8 protein-coding genes and 1 pseudogene are annotated in these 24,001 nt (G+C 72.7%); all 9 read left to right on the forward strand.

Going from position 1 to position 24,001, the window contains the following annotated elements; all coding sequences use genetic code 11:
- The first annotated feature begins 71 nt into the window (after positions 1-71).
- The 9 genes and pseudogenes from STRAU_RS01670 to STRAU_RS01710 all read left to right on the forward strand — a co-directional run bounded on the left by STRAU_RS01670 (position 72) and on the right by STRAU_RS01710 (position 23,813).
- Positions 72-1,010 carry a daunorubicin resistance protein DrrA family ABC transporter ATP-binding protein gene (locus STRAU_RS01670; RefSeq protein WP_016638473.1) on the forward strand — a complete coding sequence of 313 codons (939 nt, stop codon included), beginning with the start codon at positions 72-74 and terminating at the stop codon, positions 1,008-1,010.
- On the forward strand, positions 1,007-1,768 hold the full coding sequence (locus STRAU_RS01675) for an ABC transporter permease (RefSeq protein ID WP_016638474.1): 762 nt from the start codon (positions 1,007-1,009) through the stop codon (positions 1,766-1,768). The genes STRAU_RS01670 and STRAU_RS01675 overlap by 4 nt, the downstream gene beginning before the upstream one ends.
- A gap of 1,122 nt (positions 1,769-2,890) precedes the next feature.
- Positions 2,891-3,160, forward strand: a complete 270-nt coding sequence (locus tag STRAU_RS01680; protein WP_052028917.1) for a phosphopantetheine-binding protein — start codon at positions 2,891-2,893, stop codon at positions 3,158-3,160.
- Positions 3,157-4,407 carry a cytochrome P450 gene (locus tag STRAU_RS01685; protein WP_016638476.1) on the forward strand — a complete coding sequence of 417 codons (1,251 nt, stop codon included), beginning with the start codon at positions 3,157-3,159 and terminating at the stop codon, positions 4,405-4,407. Before STRAU_RS01680 ends, STRAU_RS01685 begins: the two co-directional genes overlap by 4 nt.
- Positions 4,404-5,141, forward strand: coding sequence for a thioesterase II family protein (locus tag STRAU_RS01690; RefSeq protein WP_016638477.1), 738 nt, complete (start codon positions 4,404-4,406; stop codon positions 5,139-5,141). Before STRAU_RS01685 ends, STRAU_RS01690 begins: the two co-directional genes overlap by 4 nt.
- 52 nt (positions 5,142-5,193) lie before the next feature.
- Positions 5,194-8,355, forward strand: coding sequence for a type I polyketide synthase (locus STRAU_RS01695; RefSeq protein ID WP_078620910.1), 3,162 nt, complete (start codon positions 5,194-5,196; stop codon positions 8,353-8,355).
- A 63-nt stretch (positions 8,356-8,418) separates the two neighbouring features.
- Positions 8,419-14,079 (forward strand): annotated as a pseudogene (locus tag STRAU_RS01700) (type I polyketide synthase); the annotation flags it as partial.
- A 10-nt stretch (positions 14,080-14,089) separates the two neighbouring features.
- On the forward strand, positions 14,090-20,689 hold the full coding sequence (locus STRAU_RS01705) for a type I polyketide synthase (protein ID WP_016638480.1): 6,600 nt from the start codon (positions 14,090-14,092) through the stop codon (positions 20,687-20,689).
- A 1-nt stretch (position 20,690) separates the two neighbouring features.
- Complete coding sequence (locus tag STRAU_RS01710) at positions 20,691-23,813, forward strand: type I polyketide synthase (RefSeq protein WP_016638481.1); 3,123 nt, start codon at positions 20,691-20,693, stop codon at positions 23,811-23,813.
- The last annotated feature ends 188 nt before the right edge of the window (positions 23,814-24,001 follow it).

A 24,001-nucleotide genomic window follows, 5' to 3' on the forward strand; every position in this document is an offset into this window, starting at 1 on the left:
GGGACGCGGTGTCAGCGGTCGTGTCAGGGGCGGGACAGGCGGGTGACGGGCACGGTGAGGAAAGTGGAGTCATGAACAGTTCGGCAATAGCGGTTTCAGGGCTGCGCAAGGCATTTGGCGACAAGGTCGTGCTCGACGGCATCGACTTCGAGGTCGCCGCGGGATCGGTGTTCTCCATGCTCGGCCCGAACGGGGCGGGCAAGACGACGACGGTCAACGTCCTGGCGACGTTGCTGAAGGCCGACGCCGGCACGGTGCGCGTCGCCGGGCACGACGTGGCCACCGCGACCAAGCAGGTACGCGCGGCCATCGGCGTGACCGGCCAGTTCGCCGCGGTCGACGAGCTGCTGTCGGGCCGGGAGAACCTGCAGCTGATGGCGGACCTCAAACGCGCGCCCTCCGGCGGCCGGGTGGTCACGCGGCTGCTGGAGCGCTTCGACCTGGTCGAGGCCGCCGACAAGCTGGCCTCGACCTACTCCGGCGGCATGCGCCGCAAGCTGGACCTGGCGATGACCCTGGTCGGCAGCCCGCAGATCATCTTCCTGGACGAGCCGACGACGGGCCTGGACCCGCGCAGCAGGCGCACGATGTGGGGGATCGTCCGCGAACTGGTGGCCGAGGGCACCACCATCTTCCTCACCACCCAGTACCTGGAGGAGGCCGACCAGCTCGCCGACCGGATCGTCGTGCTCGACCAGGGCCGCCTGGTCGCCCAGGGCACCGCCGAGGAACTCAAGCGCCAGGTCCCCGGCACCCACGTCCGGCTCCGCTTCACCGACCTCGACGAACTCGACGCGGCGGCACGGATCCTGGCCGGGGCCACCAGGGACGACCAGGAGCTGACCCTGCGGGTGCCCAGCGACGGCGAGTCGAAGTCGCTGCGGGCCCTGCTGGACCGGCTCGACGAGCACACGATCAACGCCCAGGAGTTCTCCGTGCACACACCCGACCTCGACGACGTCTTCCTCGCCCTGACCGGGCGCACCAGCGCGGAGGCGATCGCACAGTGAGCAGTGTCTCCACCGCGCTGACCGACTCGACGATCATGCTGCGCCGCAACCTCAAGCACACCATGCGCAACCCGCTCGTGCTGTTCAACGCGGTGCTGTTCCCGATCGTGATCATGCTGATGTTCGTCAAGGTGTTCGGCGGCGCCTTCAGCGTCGGCGACGACTACGTCGACTACGCCACGCCGGGCATGCTCGTGATGGCCGTCAGCTACGGGCTGGGCTCCACCGCGGCCGCCGTGAACGACGACATGGCCAAGGGCATCATCAACCGCTTCAAGGCCATGGACGTCTCCCGCGGCGCGGTGCTGACCGGACAGGTCGTGGTCACCACGGTGCGCTGCCTGGTGGCCAACACGGCCATCATCGCGGTCGCCTTCGCGATGGGCTTCGACCCGGCCGCGAGCGCCCTGGACTGGCTCGGCGTGCTGGGCCTGATCCTGCTGGTCACCTTCGGGGCCAGCTGGCTGACCGTCGCCCTGGGACTGGCCGCGAAGTCCGCGGAGTCCGCGGGCCTGGCCACCGTGCCGCTGATCATGCTGCCGTTTTTGAGCAGCGCGTTCGTCCCCGCCGAGACCATGGGCGCGGGCGTGCGGCAGTTCGCCGAGTACCAGCCCTTCACCCCGATCATCGAGACGCTGCGCGGGCTGCTGGCGGGCAACCCCTCCGGCGGCGACGCGCTCGCGGCCGTCGCCTGGTGCCTGGGGCTCGCCGTCGTCGGCTACGTATGGGCCATCTCCACGTTCAAGAAGCGAGCGTGACCCCGGCCGGCTGAGACCGGCCGGCCCGCGCCCCTTCCGAAGCCGCCCCGGCGAACTGAGCCCCGCCGAGGCGGCTTCGCGCGTCCAGCTCCGTGGGCGCTCTGCGGGCTTTCGCCGAATCGTCCCCGAATCCGGCCCTCCCCGCACCGTTTTCGCCAGCAAAAATGCGCAGCAAATAGCGGGAAGGCCGGGGCACTTGCCCACGCGGAGACCCGGCCGCCCCCCCCCGGCGATTCCGGCACCATGGGCAGCCCTGAAAACGGCGAAGGGCGGCGAAAGGCCGATCGCCGCTCTCACGAATCCGAATTCCCGGAAAACCCCATCGGTGAACAGGTGCGTACCTGGGCGGGCTTCTGCTTTCCTGTACGCGCCCGCGCAAGAATTCCCCGCCCGCACCGGATATTCCGGCGGACGGCGTCGGCTGCCCGCGGCGCAGGGGCATTGTCAAGTGCCTGTCGCCGACGGCATTGTCAAGTGCCCCGCCGCGCAAGGGGATTACAGCAATGCGCCGGGCAATCACCTGCCCGGCGCTCCCCGGCCGCACACCGCAACACCGCGCCCCGCGTGCCGTCCCGCACCACCGCACCACCGCGTCACGCGCGGCACCGGCGGCACCAGCGGCACCGGCGGGGGCGGCGCCGAACCGAGTGCGGGTATCGGCATTACTGTCCTGTCGGCGGGACATCCGGTGCCCGGCGGGAGGCCCGCCCTGCCATCTCTTGCATTGGGTTTCCCGGCCACTTACGTTGGCGTCGCGATGGCCCCTTGGGCGCGCTGCCGAAAGGCGGCACCCCGCCTTCGGCCGACAACGCAATATGCTGCCGTCGACGACCACGCAGGTGTCCCTCCCGTGCCTGGAGTGGTCGGCTTCCCGCCCCGGTTGTGGCCGGGACACGGCTGCTTTCCACCTCGGGACCGATGACACCGCGGCACGAGCCGGCCGCGCTCTTCCCCCTGCCCGGCCGGTGAGCACCGGACGCCGCCGGCACGGCGAGAGCGGAAGAGAATCACGGCGGGACAGCGCACAATGCCCCGGCGGCCGTGCTGCGGTGACGGCCCAAAGGCGGGCCGGAAATGGCGTGGGCGGGAATTCCCGTTCGGCGGAGAAAGGAAAGGCTGGCTATGGAGTCAGAGTCACAGGCCGCGCCCGCGGGTGCGCCGGAGTCACTCGTGCGGGAGATCTCCGCGCTGTGGGGGGAGTACCTCAACGGCCGCGAGGTCGGGGCGGACGACGACTTCTTCGAGCTCGGCGGCAATTCACTGATCGGCATCAAGATCATCGACCGGGTGTCCCAGGACTACGGCGTCGCGCTGTCCGTACGCGACTTCTACCTGGCGCAGACCCCCCTCCGGGTCGCCGAGCTGATCGAGCAGGGGAGGGCACAGCCGTGAGGCTGACGCCGGGTCCCGCGCGTGACGTCGACCTCGAGTGCCTCGACCTGTTCGACCTGGACCTGTACTCCTACGGCGATCCCCACCCGGTCTGGGACGTGATGCGGGACAAGGCGCCCCTGCACCACCAAGTCCTGCCCGACGGCCGGGAGTTCTGGTCGGTGACCCGCTACGAGGACGTGTGCCGGGTACTCGGCGACCACCGGGAGTTCACCTCCGAGCGCGGCACGACCCCCACCCACGTCGGGATCGACGACCCCGCGGCGGGCGTGCTGCTCACCTCCACCGACCCGCCGCGGCACACCGAGGTCCGCCGGCCGATCGGCACCAAGCTGACTGCGCGGGCGGTGAAGTCCTGGGAGGACTCGATCCGGCGGACGATCCAGCGCTTCCTGGAGCCGGCGCTGGAGGGGGAGACCTTCGACCTGGCCGAGAAGGCGCTGCTGTTGCCGGCGATGGTCACGGGCCCGCTGCTGGGGATCCCGGAGAAGGACTGGGAAGAACTCGTCCAGCTGACCGCGATGGTGACGGCCCCCTCGGACCCGCACTTCAAGACGGGCAGCGAGGCCGCGACCCTGGCCATCGCCCACCACGAGCTCGTCACCTACGTCAAGGAGTGGGTCAGGACGCGGCGGGCCAGCGGCGCCGAGGACGACAGCCTGCTGCACCACCTGATGAGCGTGCGCCCGGGCGGCGCGCCGCTGTCCGACGAGGAGATCGCCCTCGACGGCTACAGCATTCTGCTCGGCGCCAACGTGACGACGCCGCACACCGTCTCGGGCACGGTGCAGGCCCTCATCGAGCGGCCCGAGCAGTTCGAGAAGGCCCAGGCCGACCCCTCGCTGGTGCCGAACCTGGTCGAGGAGGGGCTGCGCTGGACCTCGGCCGCTTGCAACTTCATGCGCTACGCGGTGGACGACGTCCAGATCGGCGGGGGCACGATCCCGGCCCGCGGGGCGGTCGTCGCGTGGATCGGATCGGCCAACCGGGACGCCTCGCAGTTCCCCGATCCGCACGAGTTCGACATCACGCGCGCCGGCGCCAAGCGCCACGTCGCGTTCGGGTTCGGGCCGCACTTCTGCATCGGCGGGCCGCTGGCCCGGATGACCCTGCGCATCTTCTTCGAGGAACTGCTCCAGCGGTTCGGGTCGATCGAGCTCGACGGTGAACCGCAGCACCTGCGGTCGTACTTCATCGCCGGGATGACCCACCTGCCCATCGTCGCCCAGAAACGAAAGACGCCATGACCTCCGGCTCCACCGCACCCGCCTCCCCGTGGTTCGTCCGGCCGCCGTCGGCCGACCACCCCGCCCGGATCTTCGGCTTTCCCTTCTCCGGGTCCGGGGCGTCGGCGTTCAGCGCCTGGCCGGCCGCGATCGGCGGCGGCGAGGTCTGCCCGGTGCAGTTCCCCGGCCGCGAGAACCGCCTGGCCCACCCGCACTACGGCACCTACGAGGACCTCGCCGACTCCCTGGCCCAGGCGCTGGCGCCGCTGCTGGACCGGCCGTTCGCGTTCTTCGGCCACTGCGCGGGCGCGCTGCCCGCCTTCGAGACCGTGGTCCGCCTGGCCGAACAGGGCCTGCCCCAGCCGGAGTGCTTCTTCGTGTCGGGCCAGCCGGCACCGCACGACGCCGCGCGCGACCGGATGCTCACCATGACCGAGCCCGAGATGCGCGCCGAGCTGGAGTCGTTCCTGCGCGGCCGGGGGATCGAGCCCCGCCCGGACATGATCGACATGGGCATGTCCGTGCTGCTCCGCGATCTCGCCGCCGCGCGCGCCTATGGGCGCACGGAGCCGGTCAAGGTGGCCTGCCCCCTGGTCGTAGTGCACTGGCGTGAGGACCCCGAGGTGAGCCTGGAGCAGCTCGAGGGCTGGCGCCAGTACTCGGATTCGGTCGACATCCGGGTGGTCGAGGGCGGCCACTACGACTTCATGCAGGCGCCGGACGAGCTGCAGAAGCTGCTGGCCTCCTGGCGGTGAGCGCAGTGCAGCCCGTAAGTGCTCTATCCCGTGGGAACCGGAAGGAATTCGTATGAGTGGCGCAGCCGCCGATATTGCCGTCATCGGGATGTCGTGCCGCTTTCCCGGTGTGCACGACCTGGGGGAGTTCTGGCGCCTGCTGCTGGAGGGGGAGTCGACCGTCGCGACGTTTCCCCGCGAGCGGGACGTCGAGCCGAGGCATCCCTTCCACCCGGACGCCGCCACCGTGAACGCGGGTTCGTTCTTCGAGGCCATCGACGGCTTCGACGCGGAGTTCTTCGGTATCCAGCCGGGCGAGGCGGCCGCCATGGATCCCGTGCAGCGCCTGGGCCTTGAGCTCGCCTGGCAGGCCGTGGAGGACGCCCGCCTGCCGGCGTCCGCGCTCGCGGGCCGCGACGTCGATGTGGTGGTCGGCGCCGCGCCCTCCGGCTACGAGCTGCTGCGCCGGCTCTCCGGCAGCGACCAGGACGACCACTACGCCGCGCTCGGCTCCAGCGGCGCGCTGATCGCGAACCGGATCTCGAACCTGTTCGACGTGCGCGGCATGAGCTTTTGCGCGGACTCCGGCCAGTCCTCCTCGCTGGTGTCACTGGCGCTGACGTGCGAGCGGATCCGCGCCGGCGCGGTCGACATGGCGCTCGCCGGCGGCGTGCACCTGATCGCCGATCCGGAGGCGGGACTCGGCCTGGCGAACCTGGGCGCCCTGTCGCCCGACGGGCGCTGCTTCCCCTTCGACGCCCGGGCCAACGGCTTCATCCGGGGCGAGGGCGGCGCGTTCGTCCTGCTCAAGCGGCTCGACCTGGCCGTCGCCGACGGTGATCACATCTACGCGGTGGTGCGCGGCTGGGGGGTGGGCAGCGGCGGCGCGTCCTCGCGGATGCCCGATCCCAGCCCCGCCGGGCAGGCGGCGGCGGTGCTGTCGGCGCTGGAGCGCGCGGGTGTGGCGTTCGACGAGGTCGACTACGTCGAGGCGCACGGCACCGGCACCCGGCTCGGCGACCCGGCCGAGGCGGCCGGCCTGCGCGAGGTGTTCCAAGCCACCGGCCGCAGCCGCCCGCTGGTGCTCGGCTCGGTGAAGGCCAACGTCGGGCACCTGGAGCCGGCCGCGGGGATCGTCGGCTTCGTGAAGGCCGCGCTGTGCGTGCAGCGCGGCCAGCTGGTGCCGAATCTGAACTTCAGCTCCCCCAACCCCGCCATCACCGGCTTCCACGAGGACTTCGAGGTGCTGGGCGCGGCGCGGCCCTGGCCGGGCGCGCCGGATCGGCCGCGGCGGGCCGGGGTGACGTCCATCGGGATGGGCGGCACCAACGCGCACGTGATCCTCGAACAGGCCCCCGGGCAGCGCCCGCAGCCCGCGGACACGGACGCGGACGCGGGGCCTGCCGCCGCGGGCGGGTCCGCGGTGGTGCCGTGGGTGCTGTCGGCGCGCACGGAGCCCGCCCTGCGGGAGCAGGCGGCGCGGCTGCGGGACCTGGTGGCCGCCGAGGCGTCGCCGGCGGCCGCCGACGTGGGGCATTCGCTGGTGTCCACGCGGGAGTCGTTCGCGCACCGGGCGGTGGTGCTGGGCGCCGGCCGCGAGGAAGCCCTGGCCGGCCTGGACCTGGTGGCGGCGGGCGGCGACGGGGACCGGGCGGTGCGCGGCGCGGTCACCGGACCGGCGGGGCCGGTCGTCTTCGTCTTCCCCGGCCAGGGATCGCAGTGGCTGGGCATGGGCAGGCAGCTGTACGCGGAGTCGGAGGTCTTCGCGGCCGCGATCGACGAGTGCGCGCGTGCGCTGGAGCCGTGGCAGGACTGGTCGCTGGTGGACCTGGTGACCGGCGCGGAATCGGCGCCGTCGCTGGAGCGCGGGGACGCGGTGGTCCAGCCGGCGCTGTTCGCGATGATGGTGTCCCTGGCGCGGGTGTGGCGCTCGCTGGGGGTGGTCCCCGACGTGGTGGTGGGGCACTCCCAGGGGGAGATCGCCGCGGCGTGCGCGGCGGGTGCGCTCTGCCTTGAGGACGCGGCGCGGATCGTCGCGCTGCGCAGCCAGGCGCTGACCGAGCTGGCCGGCCTGGGCGGGCTGAACGCGGTGGCCGCGCCGCTGGACTGGGTCCAGGAGCGGCTGGCGCGCTGGCCCGGGCGGCTGTCGGTGGGCGCGGTCAACGGCCCGGCCTCCGTGGTGATTTCCGGGGACCTCCAGGCGCTTGAGGAGTTCGCCGCGCTGGCGGCCGGTGAGGGCGTCCGGGTACGCCGGGTCAAGATCGAGTACGCTTCCCACTCCCACCAGGTCGAACGCATCCGTGAGCGGGTGCTGGAGGCCGCCGCGGACATCACGCCGCGCGAGACCGCGGTGGAGTTCCACTCCACGGTCACCGCGGGCCGGCTCGACACCCGCGGGCTCGACGCCTCGTACTGGTACGACAACCTGCGCTCGACGGTGCGTTTCGGCGAGGTCGTCGAAAACCTGATGCGCGAGCGCGGCGGCGTGTTCGTGGAGATCAGCCCGCATCCGGTGCTCCAGGTGGCGATGGAGGAGGCCGCCGACGTGCTGGCGAGCCCGCCGATGGTGGTGGGCACCCTGAGCAGGCACGACGGGAGCGCGGGCAAGATCCTGGCCTCGCTGGCCGAACTGCACGTGCGCGGCGTGGCGGTGGACTGGGAGGCGGTGTTCGCCGCGCACCGGCCGCGCCGGGTCGCCCTGCCGCCCTACCCCTTCCAGCGCCGGCGGTACTGGCTGACCGCGCCCGAGGACACCGCCGCGGAGGCGGGCCCCGCGGACGCGGGCGGGCCGGGCGCGGACATCCCGGCGGCGGACCTGGACTCGGAACTGGCGGTCCGCAACCTGGTGTGCGCCGAGACGGCCGCGCTGCTGGGCACCGATGACGCCGAGCCGGCGGGCGCCGGCCTGGCGGCGAGGTCGCACGAGACCTTCAAGGACCTGGGGTTCGACTCCTCGATGGCGGTGCGGCTGCGCAACCGGCTCACCAAGGCGGCCGGGGTGCGGCTCGCGGCCACCGTCGCGTTCACCTACCCCACGCCGCACGAGCTGGGCCGGCACATCTTCTCCCTGCTGGAGCCGAAGGCGCCCGACGCCCCGCCCCCCGCGGTGAAGGCACCCGGCACCCCGCCGCCGGCGGTGAAGGCGCCCGACGCCCCGCCGCCGGCGGACGGAACAAGCCTGGAAAGTCGCAGTGACGATGATTTGTACGAACTGATCGACCGCGGATACGTGTAGCAACACCCGTTCTTCTAAGCAAAGTTGGGGGAGGCCCTGGTGGAGGATGTCGACAAGCTCCGGTCCTACTTGCGACGCGCCGTCGGCGACGCGCAGGAACTGCGCGAGCGCGTGCGCGAGCTGGAGGAGTCCGCTCGCGAGCCCATCGCGGTCGTGGGCGCGGGATGTCGCTTCCCGGGTGGCGTGACGTCCCCCGAAGGACTGTGGGAAGTGGTGTCCCAGGGCGTGGACGCGATGGGCGACTTCCCCCAGGACCGCGGGTGGGACGTGGAGGCGCTCTACGACCCCGACCCCGAGGCGCACGGCAAGACATACACGCGCTCGGGCGGATTCCTGCCCGACCTCGCCGAGTTCGACGCGGCGTTCTTCGGGATCAGCCCGCGCGAGGCGCTGTCGATGGACCCCCAGCAGCGGCTGATGCTGGAGACGACGTGGGAGGCGCTGGAACGGGCGGGCATCGACCCGGCCGCACTGCGCGGCTCGCAGACCGGGGTGTTCACCGGCATCTACGCGATGGACTACGGCCCGCGGATGGGCCTGGGGGCCGCCGGCGAGGTCGAGGGCTTCGGGATCACCGGAACGTACACCAGCGTGGCCTCGGGCCGGGTCGCCTACGTACTGGGCCTGCAGGGCCCGGCGGTCTCGACCGACACCGCCTGCTCGTCGTCGCTGGTCGCCGTCCACCAGGCCGTGCGGTCCCTGCGCTCGGGGGAGTGCACGCTGGCCCTGGCCGGCGGAGTGGCGGCGATGCCCACCCCGGGCATGTTCGTGGAGGTCGCCCGCCAGCGCGGCCTGTCGGCCGACGGGCGCTGCAAGTCCTTCTCGGAGACGGCCGACGGAACCGGCTGGGGCGAGGGCGCCGGCGTCCTGGTCCTTGAGCGCCTGTCGGACGCGCGCCGCAACGGGCACCGGATCTGGGCCGTCATCCGCGGCTCGGCGATCAACCAGGACGGGGCGTCCAACGGACTGACCGCGCCGAGCGAACTGGCCCAGCAGCGCGTCATCCGCGCAGCCGCGGCCGACGCCGGGCTCTCGCTCGGCGAGGTGGACGCCGTCGAAGCACACGGCACCGGCACCAGGCTCGGCGACCCCATCGAGGCCGAGGCCCTCCTTGCCACCTACGGCCAGGACCGCGCCCCCGACAGCCCGCTGTGGCTGGGCTCGCTGAAGTCCAACATCGGCCACACCCAGGCCGCCGCGGGCGTCGGCGGCATCCTCAAAATGGTCATGGCGATGCGCCACGAAACGCTGCCCAAGACCCTGCACGTGCAGCGCCCGACGACGCACGTGGACTGGTCGGCGGGCGCGGTGGAGCTGCTGACCGAGGCCCGGCCATGGGCACGGACCCCGGGCCGCCCGCGGCGCGCGGGCGTGTCGTCCTTCGGGGTCAGCGGCACCAACGCCCACCTCATCCTCGAAGAGGCACCCGAGCTCCCCGAAGAGGCCCCCCGCCTCCCCGCGCAGACACCCCCGGCGCAGGCCCCCGCCCGCCCGGCCGCGGAGTCGGCCACCGCCCAGGCCCCCGCACCCGCCCCTGCCTCGGGTCCGGTGCCGTGGGTGCTCTCGGCGCGCTCCAAGGAGGCGCTGCGCGAGCAGGCGCTGCGGCTGCGCGACAGCGCGGCGGCCGCCGGCCTGCCGGCCCCCGAAGTGGGACACGCCCTGCTGGCGACGCGCTCGCTGTTCGACCACCGCCAGGTGGTGATCGGCGCGGACTCCGGCGAACTGCTCGCCGGCCTGACCGCCGTCGCCCAGGGGGACAGGAACCCCGCCGGCGTGGTCACCGGCCTCGCCCGGCCGCTGGGCAGGACGGTGTTCGTCTTCCCGGGCCAGGGCTGCCAGTGGGCCGGGATGGGGCGCGAACTGTGGGAGAGCAGCCCGGTCTTCGCCGAGCAGATGCGCGCCTGCGCGACGGCGCTGGAGCCGTGGGTGGACTGGTCGTTGATCGACACCGTGTGCGGGGGACCCCGAGCGGCCGACCTGGAGCGGATCGACGTCGTCCAGCCCGTGCTGTTCGCGGTCATGGTGTCGCTGGCGCAGGTGTGGCGCTCGCTGGGCGTGACACCGGACGCGGTCATCGGCCACTCCCAGGGCGAGATCGCCGCGGCCTGCGCCGCCGGCGCCCTGACCCTGCAGGACGGCGCCAAGATCGTGGCCGTGCGGTCCCGGCTCCTGGCCACCGCCGCCCAGGACGGCGGCATGGCCGGGATCGTGGCGCCCGCCGACCGGGTGCGCGAACTGCTGGAGCGCACCGGCTCCCGGGCCGCGATCGCCGCGGTCAACGGCCCCTACTCCACGACCGTCTCCGGCGATGCCTCGGCGGTCAGGGAACTCGTGGACCTCTGCGAGACCGAGGGCGTGCGCGCCCGGTGGATCCCGGCCAGCGTCCCCGGCCACTCCCCGCTGATGGACCAGTTCCGCGACAAACTCCTGGGCGAGCTGGGCCAGATCACCCCCCGGCCCTCGACAACCGCGTTCTACTCGACGGTGACCGGCGCACAGCTGGATGCCGCCGAGCTGGACGCCGCCTACTGGTTCCGCAACATGCGTGAGCCGGTCCAGTTCGAAGCCACCATGAAGAGCCTGCTCGAACGCGACCACGGCGCGTTCATCGAGGTCAGCCCGCACCCGCTGCTCACGGTCAACATCCAGGAGATGCTGGACGCCACCCCCGGCGCCGCCACCGTGGTGGTGGGCTCGCTGCGTCGCAAGAACGGCGGCCTGGCCCGGCTGTACAAGTCGGCGGCCGAGGCGTTCGTGGCGGGCGTCGCGGTGTCGTGGCAGCAGACGCTCGCGGGCGCGGACGGCCGGCACGTCGAGCTGCCCACCTACGCCTTCCAGCGCCGGCGCTACTGGCTGCCCACCCCCCAGGAGACCACCGCCCAGAGCACCTCGGACCACCCGCTGCTCGACGCCGTGATCGACCTGCCCGACGAGGGCGGACACGGCGCGGTCGCGGGCAGCGGGCGCCTGTCGCTGCGCCGCCACCCCTGGCTCGCCGACCATGTGGTCCACGGCGCCGCCGTGGTCCCGGCCGCGGTGCTGGTGGAACTGGCGGCGTGGGCGGCGCACCAGGCGGGCAGCGACGTCGTCGACGAACTCACGCTGGAAACACCGCTGGTGCTGTCCAAGACGGCCGAGCGCGAGATCCGCGTCGTCATCGACAACAAGCGCGTGATCAGCGTGCACTCCCGCGGCGAGGGCGAAGCGCAGTGGACGCGCAACGCCGTCGGCTCCGCCGGCGCCGCCGGATCCGGTACCCGGCCCGCCCCCGCGCCGGACGGCCTGAGCGCCTGGCCTCCCGCGGGCGCGCTCAGCGTGCCCGTCGAGGACGAGTACGCGAGGCTGTCCGCCCTCGGGTTCAGCAACGGACCGCTCCTGCGCGCCCTCACCCACCTGTGGCGCCGCGAGGACACCCTGTTCGCCCAGGTGGAACTGCCCGCGCCCGACGGCACGGACCAGGGCCGCTTCCGGATCCACCCGGCGCTGCTGCACGCCGCGCTGCTGCCCGCCGGCCCGGCACGGGGCGCCGGTGACTCCGAGGGCGTGGTGCCCCACCGCTGCACGGGCATCCGCCTGGACTCCGCCGGGCCCGGCGTGCTGCGGGTGCGGCTGGCGCCCGCCGGGCCCGGCGGGCTGTCGGTGGCCCTCGCGGACCACGAGGGAACACCCCTGGGCGGCGTCGAGTCGCTGACCTGGCGGCCCGTGGACGTGGAGAAGCTGACCGAGCTGAGCTTCGACCACCAGGACTCGCTGTTCCAGGTGGACTGGGCGCCCCTGCAGACCCCGCCCGGGCAGGCCCCGGCCTCCTACGCGGTGCTGGCAGCCTCAGATGCGGGCCTGGCCGGATCCCTGGGCCAGGGCGGGGCGCTCTTCACCGGCCTCGACGAACTCGCCGCCTCCTCCCAGGCGATACCCCCGCTCGTCTTCGCCGTCACCGACACCACCGGCGGCAGTGACGGCACCGGCGGCAGTGACGGCACCGGCGGCAGTGATGACGCCCCTGCCGCAGTGGAGCGCACCCTCCACCAGGTGCTGGGCTGGACCCAGCGCTGGCTCTCCGAGGACCGGTTCGCCCACTCGCGCCTGGTCATCGTGACGCGGGCGGCGACCGGCGACGGCCAGGCACCGCGCACCGACCCCGCGGCCGCCGCGGTCTGGGGATTCGTACGCACCGCGCAGACCGAGAACCCGGGCCGGTTCACGCTCGTGGACAGCGACGACCAGCCCGCCTCGTGGGCGGGCCTGGCGGCGGCCGCCGCCACCGCACAGGACCAGCTCAGGATCCGGGCCGGCCTGGTGTCCACCCCGCAACTGGCCCACGCCCCCGCCGCAGGCGACGCCCCCGAAGCCCCCGGGGACGCCCCCGCGCTGGGGTCCGGGACGGTACTGATCACCGGCGGCACCAGCGGCCTGGGCGCGATGCTGGCCCGCCACATCGTTCAGCACCACGGCGTGCGCCGCCTGCTGCTGACCAGCAGGCGGGGACCCGCCTCCCCGGCGGCACCGGCACTGCAGCAGGAACTGACCGCGGCAGGAGCACAGGCCGACATCGTGGCCTGCGACGTCACCGACGCCGCAGCCGTCGCCGCCCTGATCGCCGCGGTGCCCGAGGAGCACCCGCTGACAGCGGTGATCCACTGCGCGGCCGCACTGGACGACGGCGTCGTGCAGGCGCTGACCGAGGACCGCCTGGACGCGGTCCTCGCGCCCAAGACACACGGCGCCTGGCACCTGCACGAACTGACCCGGCATCTGGACCTGTCCGCGTTCGTGCTGTTCTCCTCGATCACCAGCGTGCTCGGCATGCCCGGGCAGGCCAACTACGCGGCGGCCAACGCGTTCCTCAACGGCCTCGCCGAGGCCCGCCACGCCGAGGGCCTCGCGGCCAGCGCGCTGTGCTGGGGCTACTGGGCCGAGCGCAGCGAGCTGGGCGCGGGCCTGGGTGAGGCGGACATCGTGCGCCTGCAACGCCAGGGCGTGCAGCCGATGGCCTCGCACGAGGGCCTCGCGCTCTTCGACGCGGCGCTCACCCGCAACGAGCCGGTGCTGGTACCGGCGCGCCTGAACCTGACGGCGGCCGCGGCACACGCCCGACAGATGGCCTCCCCGCTCCTGCGCACACTGCTCGGCACACCCGCCCAGAGCACCCAGAGCACCGGGGCGGGCGGCCGCCAGGCCGCCGACGCCGATATCGCGCAGCAGATCAGGTCGCTGCCGCAGGCCGACGCGCAGGCGGTGCTGCTGGATGCCGTGCGGGCACAGACCGCGCTCGTCCTGGGCCACGACGACAGCGGGCGGGTCGGCTCGGCCACCGCGTTCAAGGAGCTGGGGATCGACTCGCTCACGGCGCTGGAACTGCGCAACAAGCTGGCGGCGGTGACCGGCCTGAAGCTGCCCGCCACGCTCGCCTTCGACTACCCCAACCCGGGCGCCCTCGCGCAGTTCCTGATCGAAGCCATCGCACCCGGCCCCGCCGCCGGCACCGGCCCGCAGAGCGCGGCCGGCCTGCTGGCCAAGGAGATCGAGGGACTGGGCGCCCGCCTCGAGGACGCGTTCCTCGAACTCGCGGACGAGGAGAAGACCACCATTTCCACGCTGCTCGGCGCATTGCAGCACCGGGTGCGTTCGATGGCCGGTGAGGGGACAGAGGTCGGTATCGCCGACCGGATCAGTTCGGCATCAGCTGGAGAGCTTCTCTCGCTGCTGGACAAAGAGCTCGGCTAGGGGAAGAGCGATGACAAACGACAACAACGCTGATGTTCTCGACTACCTCAAGCGGACATCGATCGAGCTGATCGAAACACGCCGGCGCCTGAACGAGCTGACGGAGGCCGCCGCCGAGCCCATCGCGATCGTGGGCGTCGCCTGCCGCTTCCCGGGCGCGGTGGCCTCCCCGGAGGCCCTGTGGGACCTGGTGCGCACCGGCCAGGACGCGATCTCGGAGTTCCCCGAGGACCGCAACTGGAACCTGGAGACCCTCTTCGACCCCGACCCCGACCGGCCCAACAGCAGCTACACGCGCTACGGCGGATTCCTGCACGACGCGGGCGACTTCGACGCCGAGTTCTTCGGCATCAACCCGCGCGAGGCCCTGGCCGCCGACCCGCAGCACCGGCTGCTTCTCGAGACCTCGTGGGAGTCCCTGGAACGCGCCGGCATCGACCCGCACACCCTGCGCGGCAGCGACACCGGCGTCTTCGCCGGCCTGGCCTACTTCGGCTACGGCAACCACTTCTTCACCCCCGAGACCATCGCCGGCTACGGGCAGACCGGCGCCCTGCTGAGCATCGCCTCCGGGCGCGTGTCCTACGCGCTGGGCCTGGAGGGCCCGGCCGTCTCGACCGACACCGCCTGCTCGTCGTCGCTGGTGGCCGTCCACCAGGCGGTGCAGTCGCTGCGGCAGGGCGAGAGCGCGCTGGCCCTGGCCGGGGGCGTCACCGTCATGGGCACGACGCAGGTGATCCGGGAGATGTCACGCAACCGGGGCCTGGCGGCGGACGGCCGGTGCAAGGCGTTCGCCGACGCCGCCGACGGCACCGGCTTCTCCGAGGGCGCGGGCGTGCTGGTCCTCGAGCGCCTGTCGGACGCGCGGCGCAACGGCCGCCGGATCTGGGCGGTCATCCGCGGCTCGGCGATCAACCAGGACGGGGCGTCCAACGGGCTGACCGCGCCGAACGGGCCCTCCCAGCAGCGGGTGATCCGGGCGGCGCTGGCCAACGCCCGGGTGCAGGCGGGCGACGTGGACGTGATGGAGGCCCACGGCACCGGCACGACCCTGGGCGATCCGATCGAGGCACAGGCGGTCCTTGCCACCTACGGCCAGGACCGCGCCGGGGACAGTCCGCTGTGGCTGGGCTCGCTGAAGTCCAACATCGGCCACGCCCAGGCGGCCGCGGGCGTCGGCGGCATCATCAAGATGATCATGGCGATGCGGCACGGAATCATGCCCAAGACGCTGCACGTGGACCGCCCCTCCACGCACGTGGACTGGTCGGCGGGCGCGGTGGAGCTGCTGACCGAGGCCCGGCAATGGCCCAGCACGCCGGGCCGCCCGCGGCGCGCGGGCATCTCCGCCTTCGGCGCCAGCGGCACCAACGCCCACCTCATCCTCGAAGAGGCACCCGCCCCCCTCGAAGAGGAAAGCGCCGAAAAGCCGGCGCCCGAGGCCGAAGGCTCCCTGCCCGGCCTCACCGGCGGCCCGCTGCCGTGGATCGTCTCGGCACGCTCCCCACACGCCCTGCGGGCGCAGGCGGCCAAGCTGCGCGACTTCGCCGACACCCAACAGGGCCTGGACATCGCCGACGTGGGCTGGTCCCTGGTCTCGGACCGGGCCCGCCTCGAACACCGCGCGGTCATCCTCGGCCACGACCAGGACGAACTGCTCACCGGCCTGACATCACTGAGCGAGGACACCGAATCCGCCGCCGTCATCCGCGGCGTCGCCGGGGAACCCGGCGCCACCGTCCACATGTTCCCCGGACAGGGCACCCCGTGGGCCGGCGCGGCACGCAAGCTCTACGACACCTTCCCCGTCTTCGCCCGCAGCCTGGACGAGATCTGCGAGCGCTTCGACGCCCATCTGCCCTTCGCACTCAAGCCCCTGCTGCTCTCCGAGGAGCCCGGGGACCCCGAGCGCACCGACATCGCCCAGCCGGCACTGTTCGCCCTGCACGTCAGCCGCTACCGGCTGCTGACGCAGTACGGCCCGCAGCCCGCCCACCTGGTCGGTCACTCCGTCGGCGAGATCGCCGCCGCCCACGTCTCCGGCGTCCTCGACCTCGATACCGCGACCCGGCTCGTGGCCGCGCGCGGACGCCTCATGCAGACGGTCACCGAGCAGGGCGCCATGCTGGCGGTACGCGCCTCGGAAGCCGAGATGAACACCCTGCTCGAGGCGTACGACCGCGTCGGCGTCGCCGCCGTCAACGGCCCGGAGTCGGTGACCCTGTCGGGCCTGCGCGAGCAGGTGCACGCGCTCCGCGACCGCCTCGTCGCGGCCGGCACGTCGGCGAAACTCCTCGACGTCGGCCACGCCTTCCACTCCCCGCTCATGGAACCGGTCCTGCAGCAGTTCGCCGCCGCGATCGGCGAGCTGCCCGCGGGCGAGATGAGGGTCCCGATCGTCTCGACCCGCCTGGGCCGCGAGGCCACGCTCCAGGAGCTGACGTCGGTGGCGCACTGGGTGGACCACGTCCGCGAACCCGTGCGCTTTTACGAGGCGATTCAGTGTGCCCGCGCGGCCGGCGGACAGGTCTTCATCGAAGTGGGGCCGGGAGCGACCCTCTCGAGCATCACCAAGGAAGCCTTCGCCGCCGTGGGCGCGGACGACGCGCTGGTCGTGTCGACGTCGCGCCGCAACCGCGACGCGGCGCACACCCTCCTGGGCGCCCTGGCCCAGCTCCACGTCCGCGGCGCGGACGTGGACTTCGCCGCCCTGATCGGAACCCGCCGGTCCGTGGACCTGCCCACCTACGCCTTCCAGCGCCGGCGCTACTGGCTGGACTTCCAGGCCGGCATGGGCACGGACGTGGCCTCGGCCGGCCTGTCGACCCCCGAACACCCGCTGCTGGCCGCCGTGGTGGAACACCCCGGCACCGACGAGGTCGTCCTCACCGGCCTGTGGTCGCTGCGCACCCACGACTGGCTGGCCGACCACGCCGTGTTCGGCCAGGTCGTCGTCCCCGCCACGGCCTACATGGACCTGGCGCTGTGGGCGGGCGAGCACACCGGATGCGCGGCGATCGAGGAACTCTCCCTGGAAGTCCCGCTGATCCTGCCCGACTCCGGCGACGTGCGGGTACGCGTCGTCGTCGGCGCGCCCGACGAGGCGGGCCACCGCCCCCTGGACGTGTACTCGCGCCCCGCCGGCGACGACCGGAGCGGCGGCTGGACCCGGCACGCGACCGGCAGCCTGACACCGGCCACAGTCCCGCCGGCCGCCTCGGGCGGCGGCGACGCGCGTTCCCTGGCCGCCTGGCCGCCGGCCGGGGCGCAGCAGGTCGCCATCGACACGCTGTACGACACCTTCGCCGACGCGGGCTTCGACTACGGCCCGGCCTTCCGCGGCCTGCGCGAGGTGTGGCGGCGCGGCGACGACCTCTTCGCGGCCGCGACCCTGCCCGCGGCCGCCGGCACCCCGGTCGGCGGCGACTTCGCCCTGCACCCGGCCCTGATGGACTCCGTACTGCACGCGATGGTCGCCGGCGGCGTCATCGACGTCACCGCGGAGAAGGGCTGGATGCCCTTCTCCTGGTCCGGCGTCGACCGCAGCGGCGTCTGCGGCCCGACGGTGAAGATCCGGATCACCCCGGCCGGCGAGGGCGTCGTGAGCGTGGCGGTCGCCGACGAACACGGCCGAAAGATCGCTCACATCGGGGCGCTGACGATGCGTCCGGCCACCGCCGAGCAGCTGCGCTCGGCACGCGGCGGGCAGACACAGCCGCTGTACGAAGTGCAGTGGCGGCCGGTGAAGGAGAACAAGCGGGAGACCCGCCGCGAGCCGTGGGGTGTCCTGGGCGCGAAGGACGGCCTGGCCGGCCGGCTGTGCGAACCGGCCGACAGCAGCGCCGTGTTCCACGCTTCCCTGGACGACGTCCTGGCCGGCGAGGCGCCCCGCCACCTCCTGCTGTGCCTCGACGACATCACCGCCGGCAACGACGGCGATCCCCTTGCCGCGCTCGCCGGCACGCACACCCGCGTCCTGGGCCTGATCCAGCGCTTCCTCGCCGAGGAAGCGCTCGCCGGATCCACCCTGGCCGTGCTCACCCGCCGTGCCTTCGACACCAGCGGCGCGGAGAGCGTCGAAAGCCCCGCCGGCGCGTCCGTGTGGAGCCTGATCCGCTCCGCCCAGACCGAGCACCCCGGCCGGTTCCGCCTCCTGGACACCGACGACGCGGACACCTCCCTGGCCCGCCTGCCCGACGCACTCGCCCTGGGCGAGGACCAACTGGCCCTGCGCGAGGGCACCTTCCTGGCCCCCCGCATGGCGCAGGCCGCGCCCGCCAACCAGATCGAGCCGCCCGCAACCGGCGCGCACCGCCTGGGCATCCCCAGCAAGGGCACCCTGGAGAACCTGACCTGGGTGCCCTGCCCCGAGGTGCAAGAGCCCCTCACCAGCGGCCAGGTGCGCATCTCCGTGCACGCCGCGGGCCTCAACTTCCGCGATGTCACCATGGCCCTGGGCCTGGTGGACCGGACAGCCATCGACGACGGCATCGGCAGCGAGGGCGCCGGAACCGTCCTTCAAGTCGCCGACGACGTCACCACGCTGGCACCGGGCGACCGCGTGATGGGCATCTTCACCGGCGCCTTCGGCCGCGTGGCCGTGGCCGACCACCGCCTGCTCATGCCCATCCCCGACGACTGGAGCTACACCGAGGCGGCGTCCGTGCCGGGCGCCTTCCTCACCGCCTACTACGGCCTCTTCCGCGTCGGCAACCTCAAGAAGGGCCAGCGCGTCCTCATCCACGCCGCCGCCGGCGGCGTGGGCATGGCCGCCGTGCAGCTGGCCCGGCACGCCGGCGCGGAGATCTACGCGACCGCGAGCCCGGCCAAGTGGCCCACCCTGCGCGCCCTGGGCCTGGACGACGCACACCTGGCCTCCTCGCGCGACCTCACGTTCGCCGACACCTTCCTGGAGTCCTCCGGCGGCCGCGGCGTGGACGTCGTCCTGAACTCCCTCGCCCACAAGTTCGTCGACGCCTCACTGACGCTGCTCCCCGAGGGCGGCAGCTTCGTCGAGATGGGCAAGACCGACATCCGCGACCCCGAGCAGGTGGCAGCCGACCACCCCGGAGTCCACTACGAGGCATTCGACCTCTACGAGGCGGGCCCGGACGCCTTCCAGGACATGTTCCGCGCCGTCATGCAGCTGTTCGCCGACCGGCGGGTGCGCCTGAACCCCCTTACCGTCTGGAACATCCGCGACGCCCGCAAGGCGTTCCGCGAGATGAGCCAGGGCCGCCACATCGGAAAGATCATCTTCGATATGGGGGACGACTTCGGCGGCGGCACCGTGCTGGTCACCGGCGGCACCGGGGGAGTGGGCGCCCTGGTGGCACGCCACCTCGTCACCGAACACGGCGTACGCAGCCTTCTCCTGGCCAGCCGCAGCGGCATGGCCGCCGACGGCGCCCGCGAACTGGTCGCCGACCTGGAGAAGGAGGGCGCCCTGGTCCGCGTCGCGGCATGCGACGTCGCCGACCGCGACGCCGTGGCGAAAATGCTCGCCGACATGCCGCCCGCCCGCCCCCTGACCGCCGTCCTGCACGCGGCCGGCGCGCTGGCGGACGGCACCGTGGAGTCACTGACGGCGCAGAGCGTCGAACACGTACTGCGCGCCAAGGCCGGCGGCGCGCTCAACCTGCACGAACTGACCCGCGAGCACAACCTGTCGGCCTTCGTCCTGTTCTCCGCGCTCGCAGGCACCCTCGGTACTGCGGGACAGGCCAACTACGCCGCGGCCAACGGCTTCCTGGACGCCCTGGCCACCCAGCGCAGGGCATCGGGCCTGCCCGGCACGTCCCTGTGCTGGGGATGGTGGGGCCAGAGCAGCGGCATGACCGAAGACCTGGACGAAGTCGACCTCTCCCGGGTGCGGCGCATGGGCGTCGCCCCCATGCCCACCCCCCAGGCACTGGCCCTGTTCGACTCCGCGTGCGCGCTCAACAAGCCCGTCCTCGTCCCGGCCCGCCTCGACCTCACCGCGCTGCGCAACAACAGCGGCGACCAACTGCCGCCCCTGCTGCGCGACCTCGTCGAGACCGGCCGCCCCCGCCACCACCGCACGAACACCACACCCAAGGACAGCGGCCCCCTCGGCCTGCCCGCCCGACTGGCCACCCTGAGCGAGGACGAGCAACACACCGCCGTCCTGGACTGGGTCCGCGAACAGGTCGCCGTCGTCCTCGGGCATCCCTCCAGCGCGGTCGTCGACCCCGACCAGGCGTTCACCCAGATCGGATTCGACTCCCTGACCTCCGTCGAACTGTGCAACCGCCTGGCCTCCTCCACCGGCCTGCGCCTGCCCTCCACCCTCGTCTTCAGCTACCCCACCCCACGCGAACTGGGCGCACACATCACCGGCCGGCTCCGACCGCAACAGCAACCGCAGGCCGGCCCCGACCAGGACACCCGGATCCGCGAAGTACTGCGGACCGTCTCCATCGACAGCCTGCGCACCGCGGGAATCCTGGAACTGGTGCTGGCCTGCGCCGACCCCGCCCAGGCCGACACCGGCCCCCAGGCGGAAGAGGCGGACACCGCAGCGGACGAACTGGCCGGCATGGACCTGGACGCACTGCTCGACCTGGCTCTGGATGAGAAGGGTAAGTGACATGAACAACTCCGCGGATCGCACAGCGGACGGCGCGGACCGGGTCCAACGGGCGCTCCGCACCCTGCTGGAGGAGCGCGACCGCCTCCGCCAGGAGAACGACACCCTCAAGGCCGGCCGCGCCGAACCCATCGCCGTGGTCTCCATGGCCTGCCGCTACCCCGGTGGCGTGGCAACCCCCGAGGCACTGTGGGACATGGTCCGCGACGGCATCGACGCCGTGGACGAATTCCCCACCGACCGCGGCTGGCGCGACGTCTACAACGCCGACCCCGACACCCTCGGCAGCTCCTACGTGCGCCACGGGGGATTCCTCAGCGACGTCGCCGAGTTCGACGCCGACTTCTTCGGCATCAGCCCGCGCGAAGCACTCGCGATCGACCCGCAACAGCGCCTGCTGCTGCAGACCTCCTGGGAAGCATTCGAACGGGCAGGCATCGTCCCCGCCCAGGTGCGCGGCAGCGACGTCGGCGTCTTCACCGGAGTGAGCTCGACCGAGTACGGCTGGCGCTTCCTGGAAGGAAGCAACAACGAACTCGAGGGCTACCTCATGCACGGCAGCGCCCTGAGCGTCGCCTCCGGCCGCGTCGCCTACGAACTCGGGCTCACCGGCCCCACCATGTCGGTCGACACCGCGTGCTCCTCCTCCCTGGTGGCCCTGCACCTGGCCGTGCAGTCACTGCGCGCGGGAGAGTGCTCCCTGGCCCTGGCCGGCGGCGCCCTGGTGATGTCCACCCCCGCGATCTTCGTGGAGTTCTCCCGGCAGGGCGGCCTGTCGGCCGACGGCCGGTGCAAGTCCTTCGCCGACGGCGCCGACGGCACCGGCTGGGCCGAAGGCGCCGGCCTGCTGCTCCTGGAGCGGCTGTCCGACGCCCGCCGCAACGGCCACGAAGTCCTCGCCGTCATCCGCGGCTCGGCCGTCAACCAGGACGGCGCCAGCAACGGCCTGACCGCCCCCAACGGCCGCGCCCAGGAGAAGGTCATCCAGCAGGCCCTGGCCAACGCCGGCATCACCGCCCGCGACGTGGACGCCGTCGAGGCCCACGGCACCGGCACCGTGCTGGGCGACCCCATCGAAGCAGGCGCCCTCCTTGCCACCTACGGCCAGGACCGCGCCGGGGACAGCCCGCTGTGGCTGGGCTCGCTGAAGTCCAACATCGGCCACGCCCAGGCCGCCGCGGGCGTCGGCGGCATCATCAAAATGATCATGGCGATGCGGCACGGCTACCTGCCCAAAACCCTGCACGTGGACACCCCCTCCCAGCACGTGGACTGGTCCTCCGGCGGCGTCGAACTCCTGCTGGAGGGACGGCCATGGGAGCGCACCGGCAGCCCGCGCCGGGCCGGAGTCTCCTCCTTCGGCGTCAGCGGCACCAACGCCCACGTCATCCTGGAAGAAGCCCCCCAGCCGGAGCAGACACACGAACCCGCCCCGGCCCCGGACGTCGCCGGCGGCCTCATCCCGTGGGCGGTCTCCGGCAAGAACGCGGCGGCCGTGGAACGCCAGGCAGCCAGACTGCGCGACTTCGCCGCCGCCGATACGGGCACCGACATCGCCGACATCGGCTGGTCGCTGCTGTCGAGCCGCTCACGCTTCGAGCACCGCGCGGTCATCCTCGGCCGCAGCCGCGACGAACTGCTCACCGGCCTGGAATCACTCAGCGGCGGCATGGAGTCCGCCGCCGTGGTGCGCGGCGCCGCCCAGCACCTCGGCGGCACCGCCTTCATGTTCCCCGGCCAGGGATCACAGTGGGTCGGCATGGGCCGCCAGCTCTACGACACCTTCCCCGTCTTCGCCCAGAGCCTCCAGGAGTGCGCGGCCGCCCTGGCCGAATGGGTCGACTGGCCGCTGCTCGACGTGATCCGCGGCACCGCCGGGGCACCCACCCTGGACCGGGTGGACGTCGTCCAGCCCGCACTGTTCTCGGTGATGGTCTCCATGGCCGCCCTGTGGCGCTCCTGGGGCGTCGAGCCGGCCGCCGTGATCGGACACAGCCAGGGCGAGATCGCCGCCGCCCACGTCTGCGGCGCCCTGTCGCTGCGCGACGCCGCCAAGGTCGTCGCGCTGCGCAGCAAGGCCCTGCTGGACCTGATCGGCCACGGCGGGATGGCCTCGGTCGTGGAATCCGCCGACGTCGTACAAGAACGCCTCGCCCCCTGGAGCGATCGCGTGAGCATCGCCGTCGTCAACGGCCCCCGCTCCGTGGTCGTGTCCGGAGAACCGGAGGCACTCGACGAATTCGTCGAGAAGATGAAAGCCGAAGGCGCCCAGGCCCGGCGCATATCGGTCGACTACGCCTCCCACTCCCACCAGGTGACCCGCGTCCGCGACCAGGTGATCCAGCCGCTGTCCGACCTGAGCCCGAAAACCTCCACGCTGCCCTTCTACTCGACCCTGTACGGCGAAGTCATCGACACCGCCCGGCTGAACGCCGAGTACTGGTACACCAACCTGCGCGAACAGGTCCGCTTCGAGACCTCCGTCCGCCAGCTGGCCGACGACGGCTTCCGGGTCTTCATCGAAATGAGCCCGCACCCCGTCCTGACCGTCCCGGTGCAGGAGATCGTCGAGGACGTGGACGGCGCGCTGGTCCTGGCGTCCTCACGCCGCGACCGCGGCGAAGCCGAGGCCGTAGTCGGCTCGCTGGCCCAACTGCACGTCCAGGGCGGGACCGTGGACTGGCAGGCCCTGTTCGGCGGCCCGCGTGCGCGGGCCGACCTTCCCACGTACGCCTTCCAGCGGCAGCGCTACTGGCTGAACTCCTCCCACACCACGGCCGGCGCGCAGGTGCCCACCGCCCAGCAGCCCGCCGAGGAGGACCAGGCCGTCCCCCTGCCCGAGCGGATCGCCGCCCTCTCCGGCGCCGAGGCGCAGGCGGCCGTCCTCGACCACGTCCTGCACAAGGTCGCCGTCGTCCTGGGACACGCCTCCAGCGAAGCCATCGACCCCGACCAGGAGTTCAAGGACATCGGATTCGACTCGCTGCTCTCGGTGGAGCTCAGCAAGCGCCTGGCCGCCTCGACCGGACTCAAACTGAGGGCCAACCTGGTGCTGAAGCACCCCTCTCCGCGGCTGATCGCCGGACATCTCATGTCCTCGATGCCCCACCGCGATCCCAAGTGATCCCACCACGGCCCCGGGAGGCGCTCACCCGCCCCCCGGGGCCGTCCCGCCGGCGGGACACCGCAAGCCCCAAAACGGCTTGCCCCGCCCGGCACCCAAGTGCCTTGACCGGCTGATCCACGCCCGTGAAGGTGGAGGCGATTTATGCATTCCTCCAGTTCATGGGCCTGTTTACAAGGGGTTGATCT

The organism is Streptomyces aurantiacus JA 4570 (assembly GCF_000414115.1).
Taxonomy (GTDB): Bacteria; Actinomycetota; Actinomycetes; order Streptomycetales; family Streptomycetaceae; genus Streptomyces; species Streptomyces aurantiacus_A.

Excerpts from the sequence above, each read along its gene's own strand:
- STRAU_RS01670 (WP_016638473.1), top strand. The coding sequence starts at position 72 with ATGAACAGTTCGGCAATAGCGGTTTCAGGGCTGCGCAAGGCATTTGGC.
- STRAU_RS01680 (WP_052028917.1), top strand. The coding sequence starts at position 2,891 with ATGGAGTCAGAGTCACAGGCCGCGCCCGCGGGTGCGCCGGAGTCACTC.
- STRAU_RS01690 (WP_016638477.1), top strand. The coding sequence starts at position 4,404 with ATGACCTCCGGCTCCACCGCACCCGCCTCCCCGTGGTTCGTCCGGCCG.
- STRAU_RS01695 (WP_078620910.1), top strand. The coding sequence starts at position 5,194 with ATGAGTGGCGCAGCCGCCGATATTGCCGTCATCGGGATGTCGTGCCGC.
- STRAU_RS01705 (WP_016638480.1), top strand. The coding sequence starts at position 14,090 with ATGACAAACGACAACAACGCTGATGTTCTCGACTACCTCAAGCGGACA.
- STRAU_RS01710 (WP_016638481.1), top strand. The coding sequence starts at position 20,691 with ATGAACAACTCCGCGGATCGCACAGCGGACGGCGCGGACCGGGTCCAA.